The following is a 21,822-nucleotide window of genomic DNA, read 5'->3' on the forward strand; positions in this document are numbered from 1 at the left end:
TTCTGTAGGAGAAATAATGCCCCCGAAGACTCGTGGCGCGGTTCGCAAGCCGCGTAAGAAGGACAAGAAGAATATCGCGCTTGGCCAGGCGCACATCAAGAGCACCTTTAACAACACCATCGTGTCCATCACGGACCCGAACGGTGCTGTAATCTCCTGGGCTTCCGCCGGTGAGGTTGGATTCAAGGGCTCCCGTAAGTCCACCCCGTTCGCCGCCCAGATGGCTGCCGAGGCTGCTGCAAAGCGCGCCCAGGAGCACGGTCTGCGCAAGGTCGACGTATTCGTCAAGGGACCGGGATCCGGACGCGAGACCGCAATCCGTTCGCTGCAGGCCGCTGGCCTCGAGGTTGGCTCCATCCAGGACGTCACCCCCAGCGCCCACAACGGTTGCCGCCCGCCGAAGCGCCGCCGCGTCTAATTGGCTTCTTGGCCTTTGCCGGCCGGGTCCGCTGCTGAACAGCCTGGCTGTTCCGCAGCACCCGGCCGGCACAGCCGGAACCAAGCCGATTTCCACCACCTGTGTTGCGTCATATAGCGGATGCTCGCCGAAAGGAAACCTAAGTGCTCATTGCACAGCGCCCCACTCTGTCTGAAGAAGTAGTCTCCGAGAACCGCTCGCGTTTCATCATTGAACCGCTGGAACCTGGCTTCGGCTACACCCTCGGAAACTCCCTCCGCCGTACCCTGCTCTCTTCCATCCCCGGTGCTGCTGTAACCAGCATCCGGATCGATGGCGTGCTGCACGAGTTCACGACGGTTCCGGGTGTCAAGGAAGATGTCACTGAGATCATCCTGAACATCAAGAGCCTCTCCGTGTCCTCCGAGCACGATGAGCCGGTTGTTGCATACCTGCGCAAGCAGGGCCCCGGAGTCGTCACCGCCGCGGACATCGCTCCACCGGCCGGCGTCGAATTCCACAACCCGGATCTGCACATTGCCACGCTGAACTCGAAGGGCAAGTTCGAACTCGAACTGACCATCGAACGCGGCCGCGGCTACGTTTCGGCAGCTCAGAACAAGTCCGGCGACTCCGAGATCGGCCGCATTCCGGTCGACTCGATCTACTCGCCGGTCCTGAAGGTGACTTTCCGCGTGGAAGCCACCCGTGTTGAGCAGCGCACTGACTTCGACAAGCTGATTGTCGACGTCGAGACCAAGCAGGCTATCGCCCCGCGCGACGCCGTTGCCTCGGCAGGCACCACCCTGGTGGAGCTGTTCGGTCTGGCCCGCGAGCTGAACACCGCAGCTGAAGGTATCGAGATTGGCCCGTCGCCGACGGATGCTGCCTTGGCAGCGGACATGGCACTGCCGATCGAGGATCTGGACCTCACCGTCCGTTCCTACAACTGCCTCAAGCGTGAGGGCATCCACACCGTGGGTGAACTCGTTGCCCGCTCCGAGGCTGACCTGATGGACATCCGTAACTTCGGTGCGAAGTCCATCGATGAGGTCAAGGCAAAGCTGGTTGAACTGGGCCTGTCCCTCAAGGACTCGCCTCCCGGTTTCGACCTGGCAGCCCGCGCCGCAGCCATCGAAGAGGACGACGCCGCGTTCAGCGACGACGAGCTCTAACAAGCAGATCTTGGCCACCGAGTCCACGTTCGGACCCGGAAGGCCTTCATTACAGGAGAAATTACTATGCCTACCCCCACTAAGGGTCCGCGCCTCGGAGGCGGTCCGGCTCACGAGCGCCTGATGCTCGCGAACCTGGCAGCAGCGCTGTTCGAGCACAAGCGCATCACCACGACGGTCACCAAGGCCAAGCGCCTGAAGCCGTACGCGGAGCGCCTCGTGACCTTCGCCAAGCGCGGCGACCTGTCCTCCCGCCGTCGCGTGCTCGGCCTGATCAGCGACAAGGGCATCGTCCACGAGCTGTTCACCGACATCGCCGGCGCCGTTGCCAACCGCGATGGTGGCTACACCCGCATCACCAAGATCGGCAACCGCAAGGGCGACAACGCTCCCATGGCTGTCATCGAACTGGTTCTTGAGCCGGTTTCCCCGAAGCAGGCTGTAGTTGCCGAGGCTACTGCCGCTGCCAAGCGCGACGCTGAGAAGGCTGCTCCGGCTGCCGAAGAAGCCGCTCCGGTCGCCGAGGAAGAGGTTGTTGAGACCGAAACCGCCGAGACTGAAGCCGTTGAGACTGAGGCTCCTGAAGCTGAAGCCGCTGAAACCGAAAAGGCTCCGGCTGCTGAGGAAAAGAAGTAATTCACTGAATTCTTCACAGTAGACTTAAGTCTATGAACGATCGAAAACCCGCTGCCCCCGTTTTGGGGGGCGGCGGGTTTTTGCGTGTCCGGATGGATCTTTCGTACGACGGCGGCCCTTTCAATGGTTGGGCCCTGCAGCCGGGTCTGCGGACAGTGCAGGGTTCACTCGAGGAGGGGCTGGCGTTGATCGTGCGGCGTCCCGTGCGGGTCACCGTGGCTGGCCGCACCGACGCCGGTGTGCACGCACGGGGACAAGTGGTGCACATCGATCTTTCCGAGGGCGAGTGGAGCGGGCTACCGCGGGGCCATGAAATCGATCCCGCCGCTGCGCTGCTCCGGAGGCTTCGTGGAGCGCTGAGCCGCGTCCTGCAGGATGAAACCGGCGCCATTGAAGTGCACGACGTCGGACTCGCGCCTGACGGCTTTGACGCCCGGTTCTCGGCACTGTGGCGCCGTTACAGCTACCGGATTGCCGATGGCCCGGAACGCTGGGACCCTGTCCTGCGCAGGTTGACGTTGTGGCACAAGTCCGCGTTGGACGAGGGCACGATGAACGAGGGTGCCGCGGCGCTGTTGGGGCTCCAGGACTTCCGCGCATACTGCAAGCCCCGCGAGGGAGCCACCACAATTCGAGAACTGCAGCGGCTTGAGTTCATCCGCGGCAGCGATGGCGTGCTCGTTGCCAACGTGCAGGCCGATGCCTTTTGCCACAACATGGTGCGTGCCTTGGTGGGATCGGCATTGCGTGTGGGGGAACGCCTGGAAAGTCCGGAGTGGCTGCACGAGCGGCTGCTTGCGGGGGTGAGGGATGCCAAGTCGGTGCTGGCCGCGCCCCATCCCCTGGTGCTTGAAGAAGTGGCCTACCCGTCCGACGACGAACTGTTTGCGCGGGCTGAGCTGACCCGGGCCCGGCGGGAGTAGCGGGGGTCGGACGGTCAGTCCCAGACGGGGCCCGCCGTTGGACGACCCCCTCCCGGCTCTGGGTACCGTGGAGGGGGCCTGCGAAGACCACCCGCGGGTTCTGGGTATCGCGGGTGGCCGATCAGTAGCGCCCCAGATGCGCTTGGTCCCAGATGGTCAGAATGCACCCACGAAGTTGTTCATGACGTTAATGGCGGCGGGCCCCATGATCACAATGAAGAGCACGGGGAGTATGCACAACATGAGCGGGAACAGCACCTTGATCGGAAGCTTCATTGCCTTCTCTTCAGCGCGCTGACGACGCTTGACGCGCATCTGCGAGGCCTGTGTCCGAAGGACCTTGGCTATGGCGATTCCGTAGATGTCAGCCTGGACCACTGCCCGCACAAAGCTTCGTAATTCCGGAACGTCCGCACGGTTGGCGAGAGCCAGATATGCCTCTTTGCGGCTGCGCCCAGCCTGCATGTCCTGCAAAGTACGCAGGATTTCCGAGGCCAGGGGGCCGGATCCATTCTGACCGGCCCTTGACATCGCTGCCTCGAATCCCAGGCCGGCCTCCACCGAAATCAGCATCTGGTCGAGGGTGTTCGGGAGTTCCAATTGAATGGCTTCCTGGCGCTTCGCCCCACGGCTGTGGATCATGACATCCGGCACCAGGTAGAACAACGCAACGACGAATAGGTACAGCAGGAAGCCCGGTCCGCTAGGTGCGCGGAGGAAGAAGTAGAGGCCCAGAAGCCCGGCAACGAGCGCAAGTGCCGGTTTGGCAATGAGGAGCCGCTCCAACGGCATTCCCGCCGGACGACCGGCCCGGGCGAGGAGCTTGTCCAGCCAACCGACGTATCCCTTGGGCGTGAAACGAACGCCAAGTTCCTTGAAAGGGATCCGCTGGGATTCGGGCCCCGCTTGTTGAGGCCGTCCTGAACTTCGTCTCAAATTCGATCGGACGGTAGCCAGCCCGGCACGGTCGACCGAAATGAAGGACCAAGCCATTCCTGCGATGGGAACGACAATCAGTGCTACGAAAAGCCATGCAATAGGACTCATGACAACTCCTCAGAACTTGATCTTGACGACACGGCTGAGCCAGAAGGCCCCAAGCCCCAGCAAGATGACGGCAGTGACGACCATGATCCAACCGAGAAGATTGGAGTACAGCAGCGCGATGTATTTAGGATTTGTCAGGCTGAGGTATAAAAACATTCCGACGGGCAGAGCAATGAGGATATACGCGGAAAGCCGTCCTTCGGCGCTCAGGGCGCGAACCTGGCCTTTGACCTGTGCCCGCTCACGAATGGTTTCACCGACGTGGTCCAGGACGTCTGCCAGGTCGCCACCTACCTCCCGGTGGATCTCGATGGCCTGGGCCGTCCAGACGAAGTCTTCGCTGTCGAGGCGATCAGCAGCATCGCTCATCGAATCCTTCAAATCGCGGCCGAGCCGTGTTTCCGCGACTATCCGGGCAAACTCGTCGCGGGTAGGAGATTCGGCCTCCTGGGCCACGGCATCTATTGAACGGAGCAGGCTATGCCCCGCTCGCATGCCGCCCGAGAGCATCTGAATGGTGTCACCGAGTTGGAGCTCAAATTTCGCCCTGCGACGAGCCGTCAGGACACTCACGATGAGCTTTGCAACGAAAGGTGTGGCGATCAGCAAAAGCAAGCCGAAAACGACGCCGCTGATAATGAAACCGACTATTCCGGCAACGAAGGCCGAGCAAGTAATCAGCAAAACATAGTCTGCGGGCTTCATTTTGATACCCGCCTTTTCCAAGGTCGCTCGGGTTCCTGATGAGCGGGTTTTCCCCACGGCGTTGTCAACGAAGGCGACTGCAGATGTCGTCACCTTGGTAAGCGCAGAAGTTTGGACTGCCCCACCGGGGCGACGCCTGGACAGGGCTATGTCCGAATTCCGCGAACCAAGGAACACGAACACCACGACGAACAACGCCAGGAACGTGAAGAGAACTCCGAGCGCGAGAAATACGGGATTCGTGGGATTCACCTTAGTCCACCCCCCATGGGCAAGGAGCCAAAAACGGCGGGCGAAATCTGTATTCCCAGATCGGCGAAATGGTCAACGAAACGTGGCCGTACCCCGGTGGGTACTGGCCGTCCGAGGAAGCGGCCATTCGCGTCGATTCCCGCTGAGTAATCGAAAGTGAAGGCGTCCTGCAGAGTCACAATGTCGCCTTCCATGCCCTGAACCTCGGTGACGTGGGTGACGCGCCGTGTGCCGTCGCGAAGGCGCGAGATGTGCACGATCAGGTTGACGGCAGACGCGATCTGTTCCCTGATAGCCCTTAGCGGCAGATCCATGCCGGCCATCAGTACCAGAGTTTCCAAGCGTGCTACAGCGTCCCGCGGAGAGTTTGCGTGCACAGTGGATATTGAACCGTCGTGGCCCGTGTTCATGGCCTGGAGCATGTCCAAGGATTCGCCACCGCGCACCTCCCCGACAACAATCCGGTCGGGCCTCATTCGCAGGGAGTTCCGCACGAGGTCACGAATGGAGATTTCACCTTTGCCTTCGATGTTTCGTGGCCGGCTCTCCAAACGGACAACATGCTCTTGCTGTAGTTGGAGCTCCACAGCATCCTCAATAGTGACGATGCGTTCGTCGGCGGGGAGGAATGACGAGAGAACATTGAGCAGTGTCGTCTTGCCCGTGCCGGTACCGCCCGAGACGATGATGTTCAGACGGGCTTGGACACAGGCATGCAACAATTCCGCCATCTCAGGGCTCAGCGTGCCCAGTCCAATGAGATTTTGGACAGTAAGAGGCACCCGAGCAAATTTACGAATGGTCAGCGACGACCCATTCACCGCCAGGGGCGGGATGATTGCATTCACGCGTGAGCCGTCGGCAAGGCGTGCGTCGACCAACGGCGAAGATTCGTCGATTCTCCGACCCACCTTTGACACGATCCGTTCGATGATTTTGCGAAGATGCTCCTCAGACGTGAAACGGGCACTCGTCAAGTAGAGCTTTCCAGCGCTCTCCACGTAGATACGATCGGCACTGTTGACCATGATCTCAGTGATGTCCTGATCATCAAGGAAGCGCTGAAGCGGTCCCAGTCCTAAGACGTCGTCGGCGATCTCCTGGACAAGCCTTTGACGCTCTGCCGAACTCAGGGGAATTTCGTCCTCATCGATGACCGCGCGGAGTTCGTCCTTGACGAACTGATGAAGCTCGGCTTCGTCCATGTTCGTGTCCGAGGTCCGTGCTCCCATGCGCTCGTAGAGCGCTTCGCTGGTGCGTTCCTTGATTGCCGAGAGTGCTTGGCTGGTCTCCGCGGAACCGGGTAGCGAATCAGTCAGGGAGGGAACCTGGTCAGGGCCGGTGCTTCTCGGAGCGGACCAAGGATCGTCCAGATTTGCCGCAGTGGCGACTGGTTCGATTCCCCGTGCTGAGTCGAGGCGCTTGGAGAGGTTCATTGGACTACCGCCCTTCGGTGCAATTGTTTGTGAGGTCGGGCCTCCCAGTCCGGTTTGAACCGGTCGACCAACTTTCGGAGGCCTTTCGCCGCGGGATCCTTGGAACCGTCTTGCAGCAGCGGAATGCCCTTGTTTGTCGAAAACGGCAGTGCCCTGGAGCGAGGTAGAGTGACGTCGACCGGACAGCCGATTGTCGCTTCAACATCAGCCAACGAGAGCCCACTGCGCCTGTCAGCAAAGTTCAACACCACATGGCGATGCCGTGGTAGCAACCCAATCTCGTCGAGGATGTCCAACCCGGTCCGCAAACCCTTGATGCTGGGGATGTCCATTCCGCACACCCAGACAACGTCGGTAGCATGCTCGAGAGTTGCCAGTACATGCTCGCCAAGTCCCGGGGCCGTGTCCACCACGACGTATTGGAATTCGTTCGCAAGCTGTTCCAGAAGATGTCCAACTTGGTCGGCCGAGATGTGTTCGATCTGGGTCGGGTTGTGAGGCGCGCAGAGTGCGTAAATGCCTGCAGGGTGGACGGAGAGGTATGACTTCAAGACCATGCTGTCCTGAACGGCGGCTCCGGTCACGGCGTCAGCGATCGTCTTTTGCGGCTCGAGGAGAAGGCCGGACGCGACGTCGCCGAACTGTAGATCGAGATCGGCCACCACCACACCCATTCCGGCGAGCTTGCCAAGACCCACGGCAAGGTTGGTGGAAATCGTCGTTTTTCCGACTCCACCCTTGGGCGACATCACAGCGATAATCCGCCCGCCAGGCCGTTCTCCTTCAACTGTCGCGCCCAATCCACGTCGGCGGCCAGCAGCTGCCAGGCTCGCACGCTCAAGCAGAACACGGATCGTATCCACTCCCGAGTCCGGGGGAAGCAAGTCCCTGATTCCCGCACGCATGGCCGGCAACGCCGCTTGTGCCTGGTCGTCGGCGGCCAAAACAACACTGATCTCCGGATACTGCAGATCAAAGAGGCTCGCCAATCTGAAAGCGTCGTCAAGCGCCAGTCCGGGACCGAGGATCAACACCTCCAACAACTCGCCGGACAGGACTCGCAAGACGTCGTCAGGGCTTGGCGGTAGAAAGTCGGCCGCGATGGACTGAACTTCACCATGCATGCCGCCAGTGGCTTGCCGGACCCGGCGTTCAAAGTCTGCGTTCGGAGTTATAACTAGGAAGCGACTCATCGGAGGACCTCTGCCCGCTTGATTGTGACATTGGGGCTCTCGCTCGCAGTCGACGGTTCCTTGGTTAGCCAAATATCTCCATACTTTGCCCCGAAGGCGATCTTCGTGGAGTCGACGTCATTTCGGGCCAAGGTCACGATGAAGGCGCCGTCCGGCAATTGAGTATTCGCCTGTTCCTGGCCAGACTGTGCCTGGCTGGTGGTCTTAGCCTGCGAAACGGCCCGCTGGACGCTGGTGACCAATACCTTGTGGAAGACCATCTGGGCGCTGCCACCTGCTGCGCCTTGGGCACCGGAATCATCGAGCAGAACCACGACGCCAACGGTGTCGCCGGCGGCAAGTCGTCCACCGACGACGCGCTGTGCGTCCAGGTGAAGTGAAATCTCCTGAAGTCCCGCCGGAACCGGCACGGAGCCGGGGGCCGCCAGACTTGTCGGGTCAACGAGTCGGGCTCCTAGGAGTGTCTCTCCGGGAAGCAGGTCGACCCCTGAAACTTTACCGTCGAGCCCATCCAAGCTCTTTAGCGCTCCGTTGGGTACTGAACCGGCGGGCAATGAAGCGAGCTTGACGGCGGCCTTGACCGTTTGCAGGTTAGAGCCGGCCGGAATCTTGCTTTCGACGACCAGAACGTCCACGGGCTGGAGGTCTTTTTGCGCCCGCGCTTCCGATCCTTGTACATACGTAACCAGCAGCAACGTGCCGGCGATTGCCAGGACGATTGCGACTATGCCTCCCAGTAGGCGAGTTTTCAATTTGATTTCCCCTTAGTTTGACTATGGAGTTGCGCTCCCAGTTTGGGTTGTTATTTGGTGAGGTGGACATTAAGGGTTCCGAGGTCTGCCCCGGTTCCTCCGCCCCCACCAGCGGTGCCAATTGATTGGTATTTGATGAACTGTCCGATGATGCATCGATCGTTTCCGCCGGCGCAGGCCAGATTAGGGTTACCGAGCGCGGCGTTTGTGTTGTGATAGAGGTAGGGGCTGCCATTATTACCAAATTTCCAACCCACAATGTTGAACGTGGCGTAGCCAATAATGTGGAACGACCCCGTATTGCCATTCCCGGTTGCTGTGTCGAAGATCGGAAATAGCACTTTCACGGTGCCGCCGCCGTTGAGGGTGTCGACCCAGCCCTGAAGTATCGTCTGGCAAGCGCCTGGAAAGTTGTTACCTGGATCCGACCCGATGCTAGTGCTGCCAGCCTGTGTGGTGGCGTAGCATGGCGAGCTTTGGGTCAACCATCCCCAACCTCCAGGAATGGTGTGGCCGGAGGCGTTGGTGCAGGTGATTCCCGGTTTCCAGGAAATCTTCTGAAGGTCGCCTGTCGGGACGGATCCGCTCAAATCCCAACACTTGTCGGAGAATGCAAGCGGAAAAGCGCCTCCGCTGCTCGGTGGACCCCATGTGGCCTGAGCCGAAGCTTCGATGTCGGTAGTTTGAATGCCGAGCACCCGCGCGAACACTAAGGAGAAATGATTGTTTCCCGAGGTATCGCGCGACTGGGTGGTGATGTCCACCGTTGAAGCTCCCAGATTGACGGTTGCGTTAGGCACATTGGTGACGCCGTCCAAAGCGTTGTTCCCAGCCAGCGTGGTGGCGGCGGCCACCGGTCCAGCACAGTCTGAAGAACTCGGATCTTTGGCGCAGGCTTGCGCGATGGCAAGTGCGGCGGCGTCCGCGCCGTTTTGAAGTTGGGCATGTTCCGAATACATGGAGCCGACGTCGACGGCGAAGGCTGCCATGCCAAGAAGCACCACCATGAGGAGAGCGGTGAGTGGGGCTACCACGCCACGCTCAGGGTCGTCTCGCCTTAGCCGCCACATCGCATAACCCCTTTGCCTTGCAGGTTAAGTTGCGAAGGCATCCCGGGAATCAGACCGGGAAAACCCGTCATCCAGGATGTGCTGTAGGCCACCGTGACGACGACATTGCAGGGGTTTGAGCCCACGGACTGGACGCTGATGTTCGACTCAGACAACGGGACCGATGGAGCGGCGGCAACTCCTGCGTCTTGGGCGGCAGTCACGCTATAGCCGGGATCCGATTGGTGGATGGATGCATAGCGGGCCGCTTCCCGAGCAGCTTCAGTCAGGGAGACCTGGATGTTGAAGCCCCGCCCAAATTCGCAGATGCCAAGCACCAGCACCAGGAAAATTGGAAGTATCAAGGCAAATTCGACTGCGACGGCACCGGCCTCGGATCCTGATTTCTTTTCGGAGCGCATTGCCGGCGCCTTTAGAGATTATCGACGACAGTTTGGAATCCGGCCTGAACTTCCGGTCCAAGGAGCGCCACGGTTGCGATGATGGCTGCCGCGATCAATGCGACGAGGAGACCATATTCGACTGCGGTGGCTCCCGTTTCAGAAACCCGGAGCCTTTGGAAGAACTTGTTCATTGTGTTTCTCCCTAAAAAGGTCCGGGCCGGCCTCGCCTTGAGGATTTCCTCGACGTGACCGGCCCGGGTCGGAGATCGTTGCTCTGATTCAGAGCGCCGAGTTGATTTTGGTAAACGCGGCGTTGATCTGGCCGCCAAGCGCGGCAACTACGGTAACGATCACAGCGGCGATCAAAGCGACAAGCATGCCGTATTCAACAGCTGTTGCGCCTTTCTCGGAGGACATGATGCGATCCTTCACGCCGGCGACGAAAGCAATGACAGAAACCATGAGAGATGACATTGGAAAACCTTTCCCAGATAAGTGAATTTGTCTACGATTCCTCGCCGCTTACATATCTCTTTTGGCGGTTCGGATTTCGATAGGACAAGAATTGCTCCTGGGAGGGTTAACAAACAATGCGTAGTGGTACTCGTCTTTTCTAGTGCAGGCGGCACGGACTACTCGAAGAGCCCCCAGGGGATACTCGGTTTTTCTGCCTAAGCACCACTCAGTTACTGGTACGTATGGGACTCTTGGGGACTGAGTGGACTTGGGAGGCGCGGCGTGGGCTCACGCGATGAGCAGTACCACTCCAATTGCCGCGGCGAACATTGCCGGTCCGTGGGCAACTTCAGCTGGCTTGATTCCGCGCTTCAGGCGCAACATCAGTACCGTCATCACCCCGCCCACCACGAATCCCAGCAGTCCCCCGTAGAACACTTGGCTCCAGCCCAAGTAGCCCAAGTACATTCCGAGTGGTGCCGCGAGCTTCACATCGCCCATTCCGAGGCCGCCGGGAGAAATTAATCCGAGAATTAAGTACCCAAGGAACAAGATGACGGCGCTGGCGGCCGCGCGCACTAGTCCAGACCAGTCCAGAGTCAGTGCGGCGGACATAGTTAACAGACCGAGGCCGGCAGCAAGCAACAACAGCACCAGTGGATTTGGCAGCAAATGGTGCGCCACGTCCACGCGCGACAGCTGTACTGCCAGCACGCCTAAGAGCAGGTAAGCAGCGAGCGTCGGGGAGAAACTGAACCGGAGCGTCAGAAGGGAAAACACGACCGCTGTGGCCACCGCCGTCGTGATTCGGATGGCGCGGGAGGGGAGTCCGCCAATCCGCGGCAGAGATCGGGCTATCAGGACCTCTGCCAGAGGGCTCGTGAGCAGCCCCAGGAGCCCGAAGGCAGCCACAAGCAAGGGCTGGGCGGCAGTTGCTGTCATGGCGTCTCCTAGGAGCTCAGGACGGGTCTCAGTTGTTCACGTTGGTTACCAGCCTATTTTGACCCTGAAGCTCCTTGCCGCTATTGTTGATAGTCGTTGTGCGTGTCCTTTCTCGATGACACATGCCCGCTTGGGGATCCAGTTGCAGGATCGTTAACTCGACAGGCATATCGGGACTTCGGGATGACTGGTACATAGAGCCCTCACCTCTGCTCCGGTAACGCATACCTAGTAGGCACACGCTCCGAGCGTGCCGCCTAAAACATGAACGCCAGAACAAGAACGAGGCAAAACCGTGCGTACGTACACCCCGAAGCCCGGCGATATCAACCGCCAGTGGCACGTCATCGATGCCACCGACGTTGTCCTTGGTCGTCTTGCCAGCCAGACCGCAACACTGCTGCGCGGAAAGCACAAGCCGACCTTTGCGTCCCACATGGACATGGGCGACTTCGTCATCATCATCAACGCTGAAAAGGTCGCCTTGACCGGCGCCAAGCTGGAGCAGAAGCGCGCATACCGCCACTCCGGCTACCCGGGCGGCCTGACCTCCGTCAACTACGCGGAGCTGCTGGAATCCAACCCGGTCCGCGCCGTGGAGAAGGCCATCAAGGGCATGCTCCCGAAGAACTCCCTCGCTGCACAGCAGCTGGGCAAGCTCAAGGTTTACCGTGGTGCAGAGCACCCCCACGCCGCCCAGCAACCCAAGACTTTCGAAATCACCCAGGTCGCCCAGTAGTCCTGGCCACCAACCAACTTTAATCAAGGAGAATCGTGGCTCAGAACGAAGAACTGACCACCGAGGCCGTTGTGGCTGAGGAAAACCTGACCAGCTACACCTCGGAGAGCGGTCCTGCGGAAGCAGAAGCGCCGAAGAAGGAGCGCCCGGCACTGACCGTTGCCGGCGCCGCAGTTGGCCGTCGTAAAGAAGCCGTTGCACGTGTTCGCATCGTGCCCGGCACCGGCAAGTGGATCATCAACGGCCGCGAGCTGGCCAACTACTTCCCGAACAAGCTGCACCAGCAGGACGTCAACGAGCCCTTCAAGATCCTTGATCTTGACGGCGCGTACGACGTATTCGCACGTATCCACGGTGGCGGCATTTCCGGTCAGGCCGGCGCGCTGCGTCTTGGCATCGCCCGTTCGCTGAACGAGATCGACACCGAGAACAACCGCGCTACCCTGAAGAAGGCCGGGTTCCTGCGTCGTGACGCCCGCGTCATCGAACGTAAGAAGGCCGGTCTCAAGAAGGCACGCAAGGCTCAGCAGTACTCCAAGCGCTAAATCCGCTTTCGGGCGCTTCCAGCGCCCTACAGGGGCCCGTTCCGCCGTTTGGCGGGGCGGGCCTTTTGCGCTTTCTGGCTGGGTAGGGCCACGAGGATGAAACTACTGGGTGAGGCTGTAAAAGGACGCGCCGTCGATCATCTCGGCCTGGAAGTTGCTTTCGACCCATTGAACAATGCGTGCAGATTCCCCTCGCCCCTCAACTGTGAAAGGTGGAAGGTTCTGGATCACAAACGATCCGACGCTACCTTGGCGGACCATTGTTTGGAATTGCCCCAGCGTCGGGAAGGGATCTGTGCCGTCGAAACCACCCACTGCCAGGATCGCCCTGGAGCTGTCCAGCTGATAGTTAGCGGCCGTCTCCGAGCCGACGACGGCGGCCGCCCACCGCACTGACGCAGGGCTTGCCTTAATCCTCCTGAGGACTCCCTTAGCCGGCACGTCGCCGAACATGACCGCGGTGAAGGTCGGGGGCGTCCCCGGCTGCAGTTGAGTTCGATCAGGATGATCTGATCGAATGCCCAAGGTGCTAGGCCCGGCCACAACTCCTGCTCCGACGTGCGGACTCAGTACCGTGTTTACGGACCAGATCGTGGGACCCAACAATATTGAGGCTCCTATAAATAGAACGGGTACCGCTTGACGTTGCTTTTTGACGGGTGGAAGCAACGCGATGGCGACTGCCAGGCTTCCTGCGGCCAACATAACCGGAGGCACCCAAGGGAATTCCGAGACGGACCGGGATGCCGTTATGAACCCCAGGATCAGGCAGGTAGCCAACACGAGACCAGACGCCAGGCGGACTAACCCGCTTGCTAAGCGGCGCGCAAAATGGGTTGCCGTAAACGCGGCTAGGCAACTGAGCGACGGTATGGTTGAGATCGCGTAATAGGGATGGACGATGCCTGTCATCATGGCCAGGACCGTGGCCGAACAAACAAACCACGCGGCGCAGAAAACCAAAAAAGAGCGCTGTTGCGACGTGCCATGTCGACGAATAGCGAACCATATGGTGATACCGACTCCAGCAATCGCGAGCGGGAGAAACCATGCGAACTGGGCCGAGAACTGCGGTTGTAGGAAGCGAGTGATCCCCGGGTCAAGCTTCTGGTAGAGATCCGCACTAGGGCCAGATAGCATGTGACTGGCATCCTCGCCGGTCAGCCGATCCAGCCCGTTGTATCCCAGCGTTAACTCCCAGATGCTGTTGGATCGGGAACCGCCTATGAAAGGCCTCCGGGCAGGATCAGCCGTCTGCGCGATCATGAACCACCAGCCCGATGCCACGACTGCCGCGAGCAACCCGGCCCCAAGGTGGAGCAGTCTGGCAAGTACGGAGAACCGGGCGAAAACAACGTATGCCAGTGCGATCGCCGGCAGGATGAGGGCAACCTGTAGCTGCTTCGTGAGGAACCCGGCACCGACCAGGGCTCCCGCGACGAGCAGCCAGCGCAGCTTCCCCCGGTCGATTGCTTCAAGGGCACTGTAGGCGGCCCCGATCATGAGCAGAGTCAGCAGCGCATCCGGGTTGTTGTACCTGAACATCACGGTGGCCACAGGGGTGACCGCGAAGAAAAGCCCTGCAAGAAGGCCAGTTGCTGGGTCGGTGCGCTTCTGCACCATCCGATAGAGCAAATAGACGCTGAGTACTCCCATCAGAGCCTGCGGCAGGAGGATGCTCCATGAGCTGAGTCCGAAAATACGCACGGAGAGGGACATGATCCACAAAGACATCGGTGGCTTGTCAACGGTAATTGCATTGCCTGGGTCGGACGACCCGTAGAAGAATGCCGTCCAATCTTCCGAGCCGGCCATGGCGGCAGCCGAGTAGTAAGAGTTTGCCCAACCGTTTCGGTCGAGTCCCCACATATAGAGGACTGACGTCAGGACCAGGAGACCCAGAAGCGCTGGCCGCACCCACGCCGCATTCGCGGGATTCCCTCGAACCCACTTCCGAATGACCTGGGAATGGCCTCCGATGAGGGTGCCCGGGGCTGCTTGTCCCGGAAGTCGGCTGGTTCTGTTGCTCACATTGCCAGCTGCTTGATGGTGGCCACGCCGCGCCGCTCCTCCGACCGACGAACCCGGAAAACCCAGATCCGTAGCAGAACGAATCGGACAAGAGTGGCGAATATGTTTGCACAGGTCAGGACGAACAACTCAGTACTCGGCGATGCATCCGGGTGAATGGAATGTAGCAGTAGCAGGGAGGAAGAAGTGATCCCCCAGGCAACCAAGAAAACTACAAGGCCTTGAAACTGTTGTGTGAACTGCCGCTCGGGGCCATGGATCCTGAAGGTGAAGCGACGGTTGGCAGCCGTGTTCGCGATGGCCGTGATCAATAGGGCTAGGAAGTTTCCCTGCTGTGGCCCAAACGGGCCTTGGAATAGCAGATACAGCAAAGCAAAAGCGAGCGTGGAGAACGCACCGACGATTCCGAAACGCACCACCTGGCCGAAGAAACTGGGACGTGTTGGCGCGGCTATAGGTCCTCGTCCCAGCTCCGCGTATATCGCCTCCAAAGGAATTCTTCCTTAACCATGGAACTGGCGACGCGCACAAGGCCTCGGAGGTCGTCCATGGCGGTTTGCCGGATATCTACCCTGCTATCCGGATCATCGATCCAGTCGACAGGGATTTCGTGGATACGAAGCCCTGCCCGCTCTGCCAAAATCAACAACTCGGTGTCGAAGAACCAGCAGTTGTCCTCTACATAAGGCAGCAGCCGATGCGCGACTTCTGCCCTGACAGCCTTAAAACCGCACTGGGCATCGGAAAACTGTACCTGCATGGTCCGTTTAAGAATCAGGTTGTAGCTCCGGGAGATGAATTCCCGTTTTGGACCCCTCACGACCCTGGAAGTCCGGCCAAGCCTCGTGCCGATACTGACATCCGAGTGTCCGGAAAGCAGGGGAGCGATGAGCGGAGGCAAGGCCGCCAAATCGGTCGAGAGGTCTACATCTACATAAGCCAGAACTTTGGCTTCTGATGATGTCCAGGCGTCGCGGAGTGCGAAGCCGCGCCCTTTGGTTTCAAGGCGCCGATAACTAACATTTGGGACCTCATCAGCGAGCTCCCGCCCAATAGAACCTGTTGCGTCGGTGCTGGCATTATCGGCAATCGTGATTTTCCAGCTGTACAACAATTCTCGCGACAGATAGTCGGCAAGCCGGAGGATGCTTCTTTCGAGTATGGCGGACTCGTTGAAAACGGGGACAATTATTTCGAGCGCCAAGCCCCCAGAGCTAGGTGTCATGCGGTAATCGTAGATACTCGTTAAGGGTCTTTACTAGAGTGGAGCGGAAAGCGCAAGTCAAGTAGCTGCACTCTTGTGGTCGCGCGGCTGAAGGGGTAAAAGCAAGGCCTGCGGCACTCCTTCCCTCGGCCCCTGCGCCGTCGTCTAGATGCGCCGTCGTCTAGACTGGGACGCGATGGCTAGATTATTTGGAACAGATGGCGTGCGTGGTCTCGCCAATGGATTGCTCACCGCGGAGCTTGCTCTCCAGTTGGCACAAGCCGCTGCGGTGGTCTTGGGCCACGAGCGCTCGGCTAACGGAAAGCGCCCCCGCGCCGTAGTCGCCCGGGATCCGCGGGCCAGCGGGGAGTTTATCGCTGCAGCGGTAGAAGCCGGGCTTTCGAGTTCCGGGATCGACGTGTACGACGCCGGTGTGCTGCCCACTCCCGCGGCCGCTTACCTCATCGCGGACCTCGATGCCGATTTCGGCGTGATGATCTCCGCGTCGCACAACCCGGCGCCGGACAACGGGATTAAGTTCTTTGCCCGCGGCGGCCAGAAGCTCCCGGACGAGGTGGAGGACGCAATTGAGGCTCAGCTCGGCAAGGAACCTTCACGTCCAGTTGGCGGCGATGTCGGCCGCATCCAGCGCTTCTCGGACGCCGAGGACCGTTACATCGTCCATTTGCTCGGTACGCTCCCGCACCGCCTTGAGGGCCTTAAGGTCGTCTTGGACTGCGCCCACGGTGCGGCCAGCGGCTGTTCCCCGCAGGTCTTCGCTAGTGCTGGCGCCGAAGTTGTGGTGATTGGTGCGGAACCCGATGGCCTGAACATAAACGACGGTGTCGGTTCCACGCACCTTGGCCAGCTCAAGGAAGCCGTCGTCAAGCACGGTGCGGACTTCGGCATAGCCCACGACGGCGACGCCGACCGCTGCCTGGCCGTGGACCACGAAGGCACGGAGGTGGACGGCGACCAGATCATGGCGATCCTGGCCATCTCGCTGAAAGAGTCCGGAAAGCTGAAGGACGACGTCCTGGTGGCCACAGTGATGAGCAACCTCGGGCTCAAGATCGCATTGCGTGATGCTGGAATCACCATCCGCGAGACGGCGGTGGGGGACCGCTACGTCCTGGAGGAAATGCGCGACGGCGGCTACAGTCTTGGTGGGGAGCAGTCGGGCCACGTGATCTTCTCCGACTACGCGACCACTGGCGACGGCGTCCTGACCGGTCTGCAGATTGCCGCCCAGGTTGCCGGCACCGGCCGTACCCTCCAAGACCTCGCCCGCGTTATGACCAAGCTGCCGCAACTCATGATCAACGTGAAGGGCGTGGACAAGTCCCGGGCCGCCACGGACGAGGGTGTGGCGGCTGCGGTGGCTGCCGCCGAGCTAGAACTTGGCGATACCGGCCGGGTGCTCCTGCGCCCGTCGGGCACCGAAGCGCTGGTCCGTGTGATGGTCGAGGCCGCAGACATGGAAACCGCCACCCGCATATGCACTGAACTCGCCGGCGTCGTCGAAGACCGCCTCACGATTCCGCGCGAACTGGCGCTCTAGTCCCGGGCGCAGCGAAAGACCGAAAACAACGGTGGCCCGTCTCCGCGAGAAGACGGGCCAGAGTTGTTTCAAGCACGTGCTGATGGACTCGGTTGACGGTTGGTCAACCCTTACAGGTAGCTCGGCGCCGCTTCCAAGCCGAAATATTCCTCGAGGGTGCCGATCCCACGATTGGCCATATCCGTTGCGGCCTCAACCCCGACGAAGCGCAAGTGCCAGGGCTCGTAGTAATAGCCGGTGATTTCATGGAGCATCCACGGGTACCTGACAACAAATCCATATTTGAATGCGTTGGCCTTGGCCCAGACAGCGGCCGGCTGCTCCGCGAAGCAAGGCTGGAAGCTGCACGCCCCGCCACCGTCGCCGATATCGAACGCCCAGCCGGTCTGGTGTTCCGAGAACCCGGGACGGGCGGAGGCCGTGTCCGCTGAAGCCTGGCCGCGCGAATCCACATAGCCGTTGTACGTGGCGGTTTGGGTTCGGAAAGAGCGGTAGCCGGAGGCCAAAGTCATCGTCACCCCTGCCGAGGCCGCTCCGGCGAAGAGCTTTTCTGCCGCCGCAGCAGTTGTGCTGTTGAGCAACGCGGCTTCTCCGCTGACCGCGAGTTGGACATGAGGCTGTACCAGATCAGGGGGGACGAACTGCAAGGGAGTCAACGGACGGTGCTTGTTGACGATGACCCACTGGCTCGCAGGGTCGCTCAGGGAATACTTTTGGGACAAGGCCCCCGACGGCGGCGCCTTGGAGGGCGGTGCGCCCGACGACGGTGCTTCGCTCGCCGCAGGGGCCGGGACCGCCGTCGTGGTCGCCACCGCCGGCGTCGGCGTTGCTGCTTGGGAACCTGAGGGTGACGGGGCCGCAGCGGGTGAAGCGACCTGGCTACCAGGGGTGCAAGCGGCCAAAGCCGTCGTTCCCACGCCCGCCGCCAGAAGGGCTGTGAAGGATCTTCGGCTAGGGCCGGAGTTGTGGCTGTGGCACATCCGTGCTAGACCTTTCGGAGCAGCATGCGGCGGATGGAATGATCGGCATCCTTCGTGAGGACAAGTTGCGCCCGGCCTCGGGTAGGGAGCACGTTTTCCTCAAGGTTGGGCTCGTTGATGCGTTTCCAAATGCCGCGGGCAGTGGCTTCCGCCTCGGCATCGGAGAGCGTCGCATAACGGTGGAAGTAGGATTCGGGCTGGGCGAAGGCCGTGCTCCGAAGCTTCCGGAAACGGTCCACATACCAGTCTTCGATGTACGAAGTCTTGGCGTCAACGTAAATGGAGAAATCAAAGAAGTCGCTCAGTGCCAGTCCCTGCCGACCGTCCTGACGGGGGCGGGCAGGTGCCAACACGTTGAGGCCCTCGACAATGAGGACGTCAGGCCGCCGGACCACTACTTCCTTGTCCGGGACGATGTCGTAGGTGACGTGTGAATACCAAGGAGCCCGGACCTCTTCGGCGCCTCCCTTGATCGCACTGACGAAACGAAGCAGTGCCCGGCGGTCGTAGGACTCTGGAAAGCCCTTGCGCTCAAGTAAATGCCGTCGCTTCAATTCGGCTAGTGGGTAGAGGAATCCGTCGGTGGTGATCAGTTCGACGTTCGGTGTGCCCGGCCAACGGCGGAGCATTTCTCGCAGCACGCGGGCAATCGTGGACTTACCTACCGCCACGGAACCCGCGACGCCGATCACGAAGGGCGTGCGCTGGGTTTGCTCGCCAAGGAACGTCGTGGTGGCTGCATGGAGCTGCTGGGATGCTTGGACGTAAAGGTGCAGCAAACGGGAGAGCGGAAGGTAGACCTCGCGGATTTCCTTCATGTCCAGGGGATCGCCGAGGCCGCGAAGCCGGATGATGTCCTCTTCGTTAAGCGGCTGCTCCATCTGCGCACCCAGCCGGGACCACGTCTGCCTGTCCAGCTCCACGAACGGAGAGGAGCTGTCGCCGTTCGCTTCATTGCGTTGCAAAGTCACTATAGAGATTCTGCCCCTCTGCTGGCTGATCCGGAAATACAGCATGAACGGCGGGAAGAATTTGTGTGACCATGCTCTCCGGAAAGGACGTTGGATCCGGCGAATTCCGGGACCTGGCTTGCTTGTGGGGCCGGATATCCTACGTCCATTTCACGGGGCACCCGCTAGTCTTGTAGGCATGTGTGGAATCGTAGGATACGTTGGCAATTCATCCCGCCGGGCAGATGCCGGGCACTCGGCTCTCGACGTCGTACTCGAAGGACTTCGTCGTCTTGAGTACCGGGGCTATGACTCAGCCGGGGTCGCCGTGGTCGCCAACGGAACCATCGCATCCCGGAAGAAGTCCGGAAAACTCAGCAATCTGTTGAGCGAACTCGAGACCAATCCACTCCCTGACTCGCTGACCGGCATCGGCCACACCCGCTGGGCCACTCACGGTGGACCCACCGACCAGAACGCCCACCCACATCTGGCCGACGGCGGACGCTTGGCCATGATCCACAACGGAATCATCGAAAACTTCGCCGAGCTCAAGCAGGAGCTCATCGCCAAGGGTGTCACCTTCGCTTCGGAAACCGACACCGAGGTTGCAGCGGCGCTTCTGGGCGATATTTTCCGCAACCAGCTCAACGGGGATTCGTCCAACGGCAAGCTCACCAAAGCGATGCAGCTTGCCTGCCAGCGGCTTGAAGGCGCATTTACGCTCCTCGCCGTGCACGCAGAGCGTCCCGACGTCGTCGTGGCCGCCCGCCGCAACTCTCCCCTCGTGGTAGGACTTGGCGAGGGCGAAAACTTCCTCGGCTCGGACGTTTCCGGCTTCATCGACCACACTCGCCGCGCCGTCGAGCTCGGCCAGGACCAGATCGTCACCATCACGGCGGACTCCGTCGAGATCACCGACTTTTTCGGCGCTCCCGCCCAGGGCAAGGAATACCACGTGGACTGGGATCCGGCCTCTGCGGAAAAGGGCGGCTTCAGCTCCTTCATGGAGAAGGAAATCCACGACCAACCGGACGCCGTCACCCAGACCCTCCTCGGCCGCTCGGACATCAACGGCAAGCTGACCTTGAGCGAAGTCCGGATCGACCCCGAGTTGCTGAAGCAGGTCAACAAGATCATTGTCCTGGCTTGTGGCACGGCCGCATATGCAGGGATGGTTGCCAAATACGCCATTGAGAACTGGTGCCGTATCCCCACCGAAGTAGAGCTCGCGCATGAGTTCCGCTACCGCGACCCGATCGTTGATTCCAACACTCTCGTGGTGTCCATCAGCCAGTCCGGTGAAACCATGGACACCCTCATGGCCGTCCGCTACGCCCGCGAGCAGGGCGCCAAGACGATCTCGATCTGCAACACCAACGGATCCACTATCCCGCGTGAATCGGATGCGGTGCTTTACACGCACGCCGGGCCGGAGATCGCCGTCGCCTCGACCAAGGCTTTCCTCGCCCAGATCACGGCGGCCTACCTGCTGGGCCTCTACCTGGCCCAGCTGCGCGGAAACATCTTCTCAGGCCAGATCAAGGACGTCTTGGCGGACCTTGGCAAAATACCCGCCCACATCCAGAAGATCCTCGACAACGCGGGCCCCCTCCGCGAGCTCGCCCGGAGCATGAAGGATGAGAAGTCGGTACTGTTCCTGGGCCGCCACGTGGGCTTCCCGGTCGCGCTCGAGGGCGCGTTGAAGCTCAAGGAAATCGCGTACATCCACGCCGAGGGCTTCGCTGCGGGCGAGCTCAAGCACGGCCCGATAGCGCTCATCGACGAAGGACAGCCCGTCTTCGTGGTGGTCCCATCGCCACGCGGCCGCGACTCCCTCCACGCGAAGGTGGTCAGCAACATCCAGGAAATCCGTGCCCGCGGTGCACGCACCTTGGTGATCGCAGAAGAAGGCGACGAAGCCGTGCGGGCCTACGCTGAGCACGTCTTCTATGTCCCGCAGACACCACCTCTCCTGATGCCGCTGCTCACCACCGTTCCGCTGCAGATTTTCGCGGCAGAGCTGGCCAAGGCCAAGGGATACGACGTGGACCAGCCTCGTAACCTTGCCAAGAGCGTGACCGTAGAATAACCCCATGATTGTTGGCATAGGGGTAGACGTCGTAGACATTGAGCGCTTTGGGCGCCAGCTCGAGCGAACTCCCGGGCTCCGGGACCGTTTGTTCGTTCCCGCGGAACGCGAACTCAACACGCGCTCTTTGGCGGCGCGCTTCGCGGCCAAGGAGGCTGTGGCCAAGGTATTGGGGGCTCCGGCGGGCATGAACTGGCAAGACTGCTGGATCGGCCTTGACCAGAACGGCCCCACCATCAAGGTTAAAGGCACCGTGCTTGCGGTCGCGGATTCCAAAGGCGTGAAACGCTGGCACGTATCCATGAGCCACGATGGCGGCATTGCCACCGCCATGGTCATCGCCGAAGCTTAAC

Annotated in this window: 24 protein-coding genes; 9 read left to right on the forward strand and 15 right to left on the reverse strand. The window is 60.6% G+C overall.

Annotated elements, in window-relative coordinates; genetic code table 11:
- Positions 1–16 precede the first annotated feature (16 nt).
- The 4 genes from rpsK (at position 17) to OW521_RS17010 (ending at position 3,131) form a co-directional block, all read left to right on the forward strand.
- Positions 17–418, forward strand: coding sequence for a 30S ribosomal protein S11 (gene rpsK, locus OW521_RS16995; RefSeq protein ID WP_028265083.1), 402 nt, complete (start codon positions 17–19; stop codon positions 416–418).
- Between the two features lie 143 nt (positions 419–561).
- Positions 562–1,572, forward strand: coding sequence for a DNA-directed RNA polymerase subunit alpha (locus tag OW521_RS17000; protein WP_136321891.1), 1,011 nt, complete (start codon positions 562–564; stop codon positions 1,570–1,572).
- A 66-nt stretch (positions 1,573–1,638) separates the two neighbouring features.
- Positions 1,639–2,208, forward strand: coding sequence for a 50S ribosomal protein L17 (rplQ, locus tag OW521_RS17005; RefSeq protein WP_268020756.1), 570 nt, complete (start codon positions 1,639–1,641; stop codon positions 2,206–2,208).
- A 32-nt stretch (positions 2,209–2,240) separates the two neighbouring features.
- Positions 2,241–3,131, forward strand: coding sequence for a tRNA pseudouridine synthase A (locus OW521_RS17010; RefSeq protein WP_268020757.1), 891 nt, complete (start codon positions 2,241–2,243; stop codon positions 3,129–3,131).
- 156 nt (positions 3,132–3,287) lie between these two features.
- On the opposite strand, the gene OW521_RS17015 is transcribed toward OW521_RS17010, so the two are convergent.
- The 10 genes from OW521_RS17015 to OW521_RS17060 all read right to left on the reverse strand — a co-directional run bounded on the left by OW521_RS17015 (position 3,288) and on the right by OW521_RS17060 (position 11,367).
- Positions 3,288–4,178 (reverse strand): type II secretion system F family protein, encoded by an 891-nt coding sequence (locus tag OW521_RS17015; RefSeq protein WP_268020758.1) that lies wholly within the window; start codon positions 4,176–4,178, stop codon positions 3,288–3,290.
- Between the two features lie 9 nt (positions 4,179–4,187).
- Positions 4,188–5,135, reverse strand: a complete 948-nt coding sequence (locus OW521_RS17020; protein ID WP_268020759.1) for a type II secretion system F family protein — start codon at positions 5,133–5,135, stop codon at positions 4,188–4,190.
- Positions 5,132–6,571 (reverse strand): CpaF family protein, encoded by a 1,440-nt coding sequence (locus tag OW521_RS17025; protein ID WP_268020760.1) that lies wholly within the window; start codon positions 6,569–6,571, stop codon positions 5,132–5,134. Before OW521_RS17025 ends, OW521_RS17020 begins: the two co-directional genes overlap by 4 nt.
- Positions 6,568–7,764, reverse strand: coding sequence for an AAA family ATPase (locus OW521_RS17030; RefSeq protein WP_268020761.1), 1,197 nt, complete (start codon positions 7,762–7,764; stop codon positions 6,568–6,570). The genes OW521_RS17025 and OW521_RS17030 overlap by 4 nt, the downstream gene beginning before the upstream one ends.
- The gene (cpaB, locus tag OW521_RS17035) at positions 7,761–8,516 is read right to left on the reverse strand and encodes a Flp pilus assembly protein CpaB (protein ID WP_268020762.1); all 756 of its coding nucleotides are present in this window, start codon (positions 8,514–8,516) and stop codon (positions 7,761–7,763) included. The genes OW521_RS17030 and cpaB overlap by 4 nt, the downstream gene beginning before the upstream one ends.
- 50 nt (positions 8,517–8,566) lie before the next feature.
- On the reverse strand, positions 8,567–9,505 hold the full coding sequence (locus OW521_RS17040) for a pilus assembly protein TadG-related protein (RefSeq protein WP_268020764.1): 939 nt from the start codon (positions 9,503–9,505) through the stop codon (positions 8,567–8,569).
- A 68-nt stretch (positions 9,506–9,573) separates the two neighbouring features.
- Positions 9,574–9,987, reverse strand: a complete 414-nt coding sequence (locus tag OW521_RS17045) for a TadE family protein (protein WP_268020765.1) — start codon at positions 9,985–9,987, stop codon at positions 9,574–9,576.
- An 11-nt stretch (positions 9,988–9,998) separates the two neighbouring features.
- A complete protein-coding gene (locus OW521_RS17050; RefSeq protein WP_268020766.1) occupies positions 9,999–10,160 on the reverse strand; it encodes a Flp family type IVb pilin in 162 nt (53 codons plus the stop codon).
- Positions 10,161–10,248: 88 nt separating this feature from the next.
- Positions 10,249–10,443, reverse strand: a complete 195-nt coding sequence (locus tag OW521_RS17055) for a Flp family type IVb pilin (RefSeq protein WP_268020767.1) — start codon at positions 10,441–10,443, stop codon at positions 10,249–10,251.
- Between the two features lie 270 nt (positions 10,444–10,713).
- Entirely contained in the window at positions 10,714–11,367 is a 654-nt protein-coding gene (locus OW521_RS17060; protein WP_268020768.1) for a prepilin peptidase, read from the reverse strand.
- A 295-nt stretch (positions 11,368–11,662) separates the two neighbouring features.
- Here OW521_RS17060 and rplM point away from each other — a divergent pair, with 295 nt between their 5' ends.
- On the forward strand, positions 11,663–12,106 hold the full coding sequence (rplM, locus tag OW521_RS17065; protein ID WP_024817563.1) for a 50S ribosomal protein L13: 444 nt from the start codon (positions 11,663–11,665) through the stop codon (positions 12,104–12,106).
- 35 nt (positions 12,107–12,141) lie between these two features.
- A complete protein-coding gene (gene rpsI / locus OW521_RS17070; protein ID WP_234749102.1) occupies positions 12,142–12,651 on the forward strand; it encodes a 30S ribosomal protein S9 in 510 nt (169 codons plus the stop codon).
- A 102-nt stretch (positions 12,652–12,753) separates the two neighbouring features.
- On the opposite strand, the gene OW521_RS17075 is transcribed toward rpsI, so the two are convergent.
- The 3 genes from OW521_RS17075 to OW521_RS17085 are packed head-to-tail and all read right to left on the reverse strand — an operon-like array spanning position 12,754 to position 15,886.
- Positions 12,754–14,682 (reverse strand): ArnT family glycosyltransferase, encoded by a 1,929-nt coding sequence (locus OW521_RS17075; protein WP_268020769.1) that lies wholly within the window; start codon positions 14,680–14,682, stop codon positions 12,754–12,756.
- Positions 14,679–15,101 (reverse strand): GtrA family protein, encoded by a 423-nt coding sequence (locus tag OW521_RS17080; RefSeq protein ID WP_326494040.1) that lies wholly within the window; start codon positions 15,099–15,101, stop codon positions 14,679–14,681. The genes OW521_RS17075 and OW521_RS17080 overlap by 4 nt, the downstream gene beginning before the upstream one ends.
- A gap of 32 nt (positions 15,102–15,133) precedes the next feature.
- Positions 15,134–15,886 carry a glycosyltransferase gene (locus OW521_RS17085; protein ID WP_268020771.1) on the reverse strand — a complete coding sequence of 251 codons (753 nt, stop codon included), beginning with the start codon at positions 15,884–15,886 and terminating at the stop codon, positions 15,134–15,136.
- 196 nt (positions 15,887–16,082) lie between these two features.
- Between OW521_RS17085 and glmM the strand changes: the two genes are divergently transcribed.
- Entirely contained in the window at positions 16,083–17,447 is a 1,365-nt protein-coding gene (glmM, locus tag OW521_RS17090) for a phosphoglucosamine mutase (RefSeq protein WP_268020772.1), read from the forward strand.
- A 110-nt stretch (positions 17,448–17,557) separates the two neighbouring features.
- Here the strand turns inward: glmM and OW521_RS17095 are convergent, their stop codons facing one another.
- Together OW521_RS17095 and coaA are read right to left on the reverse strand one after the other, a co-directional pair.
- Positions 17,558–18,427 carry a M15 family metallopeptidase gene (locus OW521_RS17095; RefSeq protein WP_268020773.1) on the reverse strand — a complete coding sequence of 290 codons (870 nt, stop codon included), beginning with the start codon at positions 18,425–18,427 and terminating at the stop codon, positions 17,558–17,560.
- 5 nt (positions 18,428–18,432) lie between these two features.
- Entirely contained in the window at positions 18,433–19,443 is a 1,011-nt protein-coding gene (gene coaA / locus OW521_RS17100) for a type I pantothenate kinase (protein ID WP_268020774.1), read from the reverse strand.
- A 133-nt stretch (positions 19,444–19,576) separates the two neighbouring features.
- Between coaA and glmS the strand changes: the two genes are divergently transcribed.
- Complete coding sequence (gene glmS / locus OW521_RS17105) at positions 19,577–21,469, forward strand: glutamine--fructose-6-phosphate transaminase (isomerizing) (RefSeq protein ID WP_268020775.1); 1,893 nt, start codon at positions 19,577–19,579, stop codon at positions 21,467–21,469.
- 4 nt (positions 21,470–21,473) lie between these two features.
- Positions 21,474–21,821: a holo-ACP synthase gene (locus tag OW521_RS17110; protein WP_265976849.1), complete on the forward strand. Its 348-nt coding sequence runs from the start codon at positions 21,474–21,476 to the stop codon at positions 21,819–21,821.
- Position 21,822: the final 1 nt, after the last annotated feature.

It is taken from the genome of Arthrobacter sp. MMS18-M83 (assembly GCF_026683955.1).
GTDB lineage: Bacteria > Actinomycetota > Actinomycetes > Actinomycetales > Micrococcaceae > Arthrobacter.

Coding starts and splice junctions, on each gene's coding strand:
- OW521_RS17045 (WP_268020765.1), bottom strand. CDS start 9,987: ATGCGCTCCGAAAAGAAATCAGGATCCGAGGCCGGTGCCGTCGCAGTC.
- OW521_RS17110 (WP_265976849.1), top strand. CDS start 21,474: ATGATTGTTGGCATAGGGGTAGACGTCGTAGACATTGAGCGCTTTGGG.
- OW521_RS17050 (WP_268020766.1), bottom strand. CDS start 10,160: ATGAACAAGTTCTTCCAAAGGCTCCGGGTTTCTGAAACGGGAGCCACC.
- OW521_RS17040 (WP_268020764.1), bottom strand. CDS start 9,505: ATGGCAGCCTTCGCCGTCGACGTCGGCTCCATGTATTCGGAACATGCC.
- OW521_RS17030 (WP_268020761.1), bottom strand. CDS start 7,764: ATGAGTCGCTTCCTAGTTATAACTCCGAACGCAGACTTTGAACGCCGG.
- OW521_RS17015 (WP_268020758.1), bottom strand. CDS start 4,178: ATGAGTCCTATTGCATGGCTTTTCGTAGCACTGATTGTCGTTCCCATC.
- OW521_RS17055 (WP_268020767.1), bottom strand. CDS start 10,443: ATGTCATCTCTCATGGTTTCTGTCATTGCTTTCGTCGCCGGCGTGAAG.
- OW521_RS17025 (WP_268020760.1), bottom strand. CDS start 6,571: ATGAACCTCTCCAAGCGCCTCGACTCAGCACGGGGAATCGAACCAGTC.
- rplQ (WP_268020756.1), top strand. CDS start 1,639: ATGCCTACCCCCACTAAGGGTCCGCGCCTCGGAGGCGGTCCGGCTCAC.
- glmS (WP_268020775.1), top strand. CDS start 19,577: ATGTGTGGAATCGTAGGATACGTTGGCAATTCATCCCGCCGGGCAGAT.
- OW521_RS17095 (WP_268020773.1), bottom strand. CDS start 18,427: ATGTGCCACAGCCACAACTCCGGCCCTAGCCGAAGATCCTTCACAGCC.
- rpsK (WP_028265083.1), top strand. CDS start 17: ATGCCCCCGAAGACTCGTGGCGCGGTTCGCAAGCCGCGTAAGAAGGAC.
- coaA (WP_268020774.1), bottom strand. CDS start 19,443: ATGCTGTATTTCCGGATCAGCCAGCAGAGGGGCAGAATCTCTATAGTG.
- glmM (WP_268020772.1), top strand. CDS start 16,083: ATGGCTAGATTATTTGGAACAGATGGCGTGCGTGGTCTCGCCAATGGA.
- OW521_RS17010 (WP_268020757.1), top strand. CDS start 2,241: ATGAACGATCGAAAACCCGCTGCCCCCGTTTTGGGGGGCGGCGGGTTT.
- OW521_RS17060 (WP_268020768.1), bottom strand. CDS start 11,367: ATGACAGCAACTGCCGCCCAGCCCTTGCTTGTGGCTGCCTTCGGGCTC.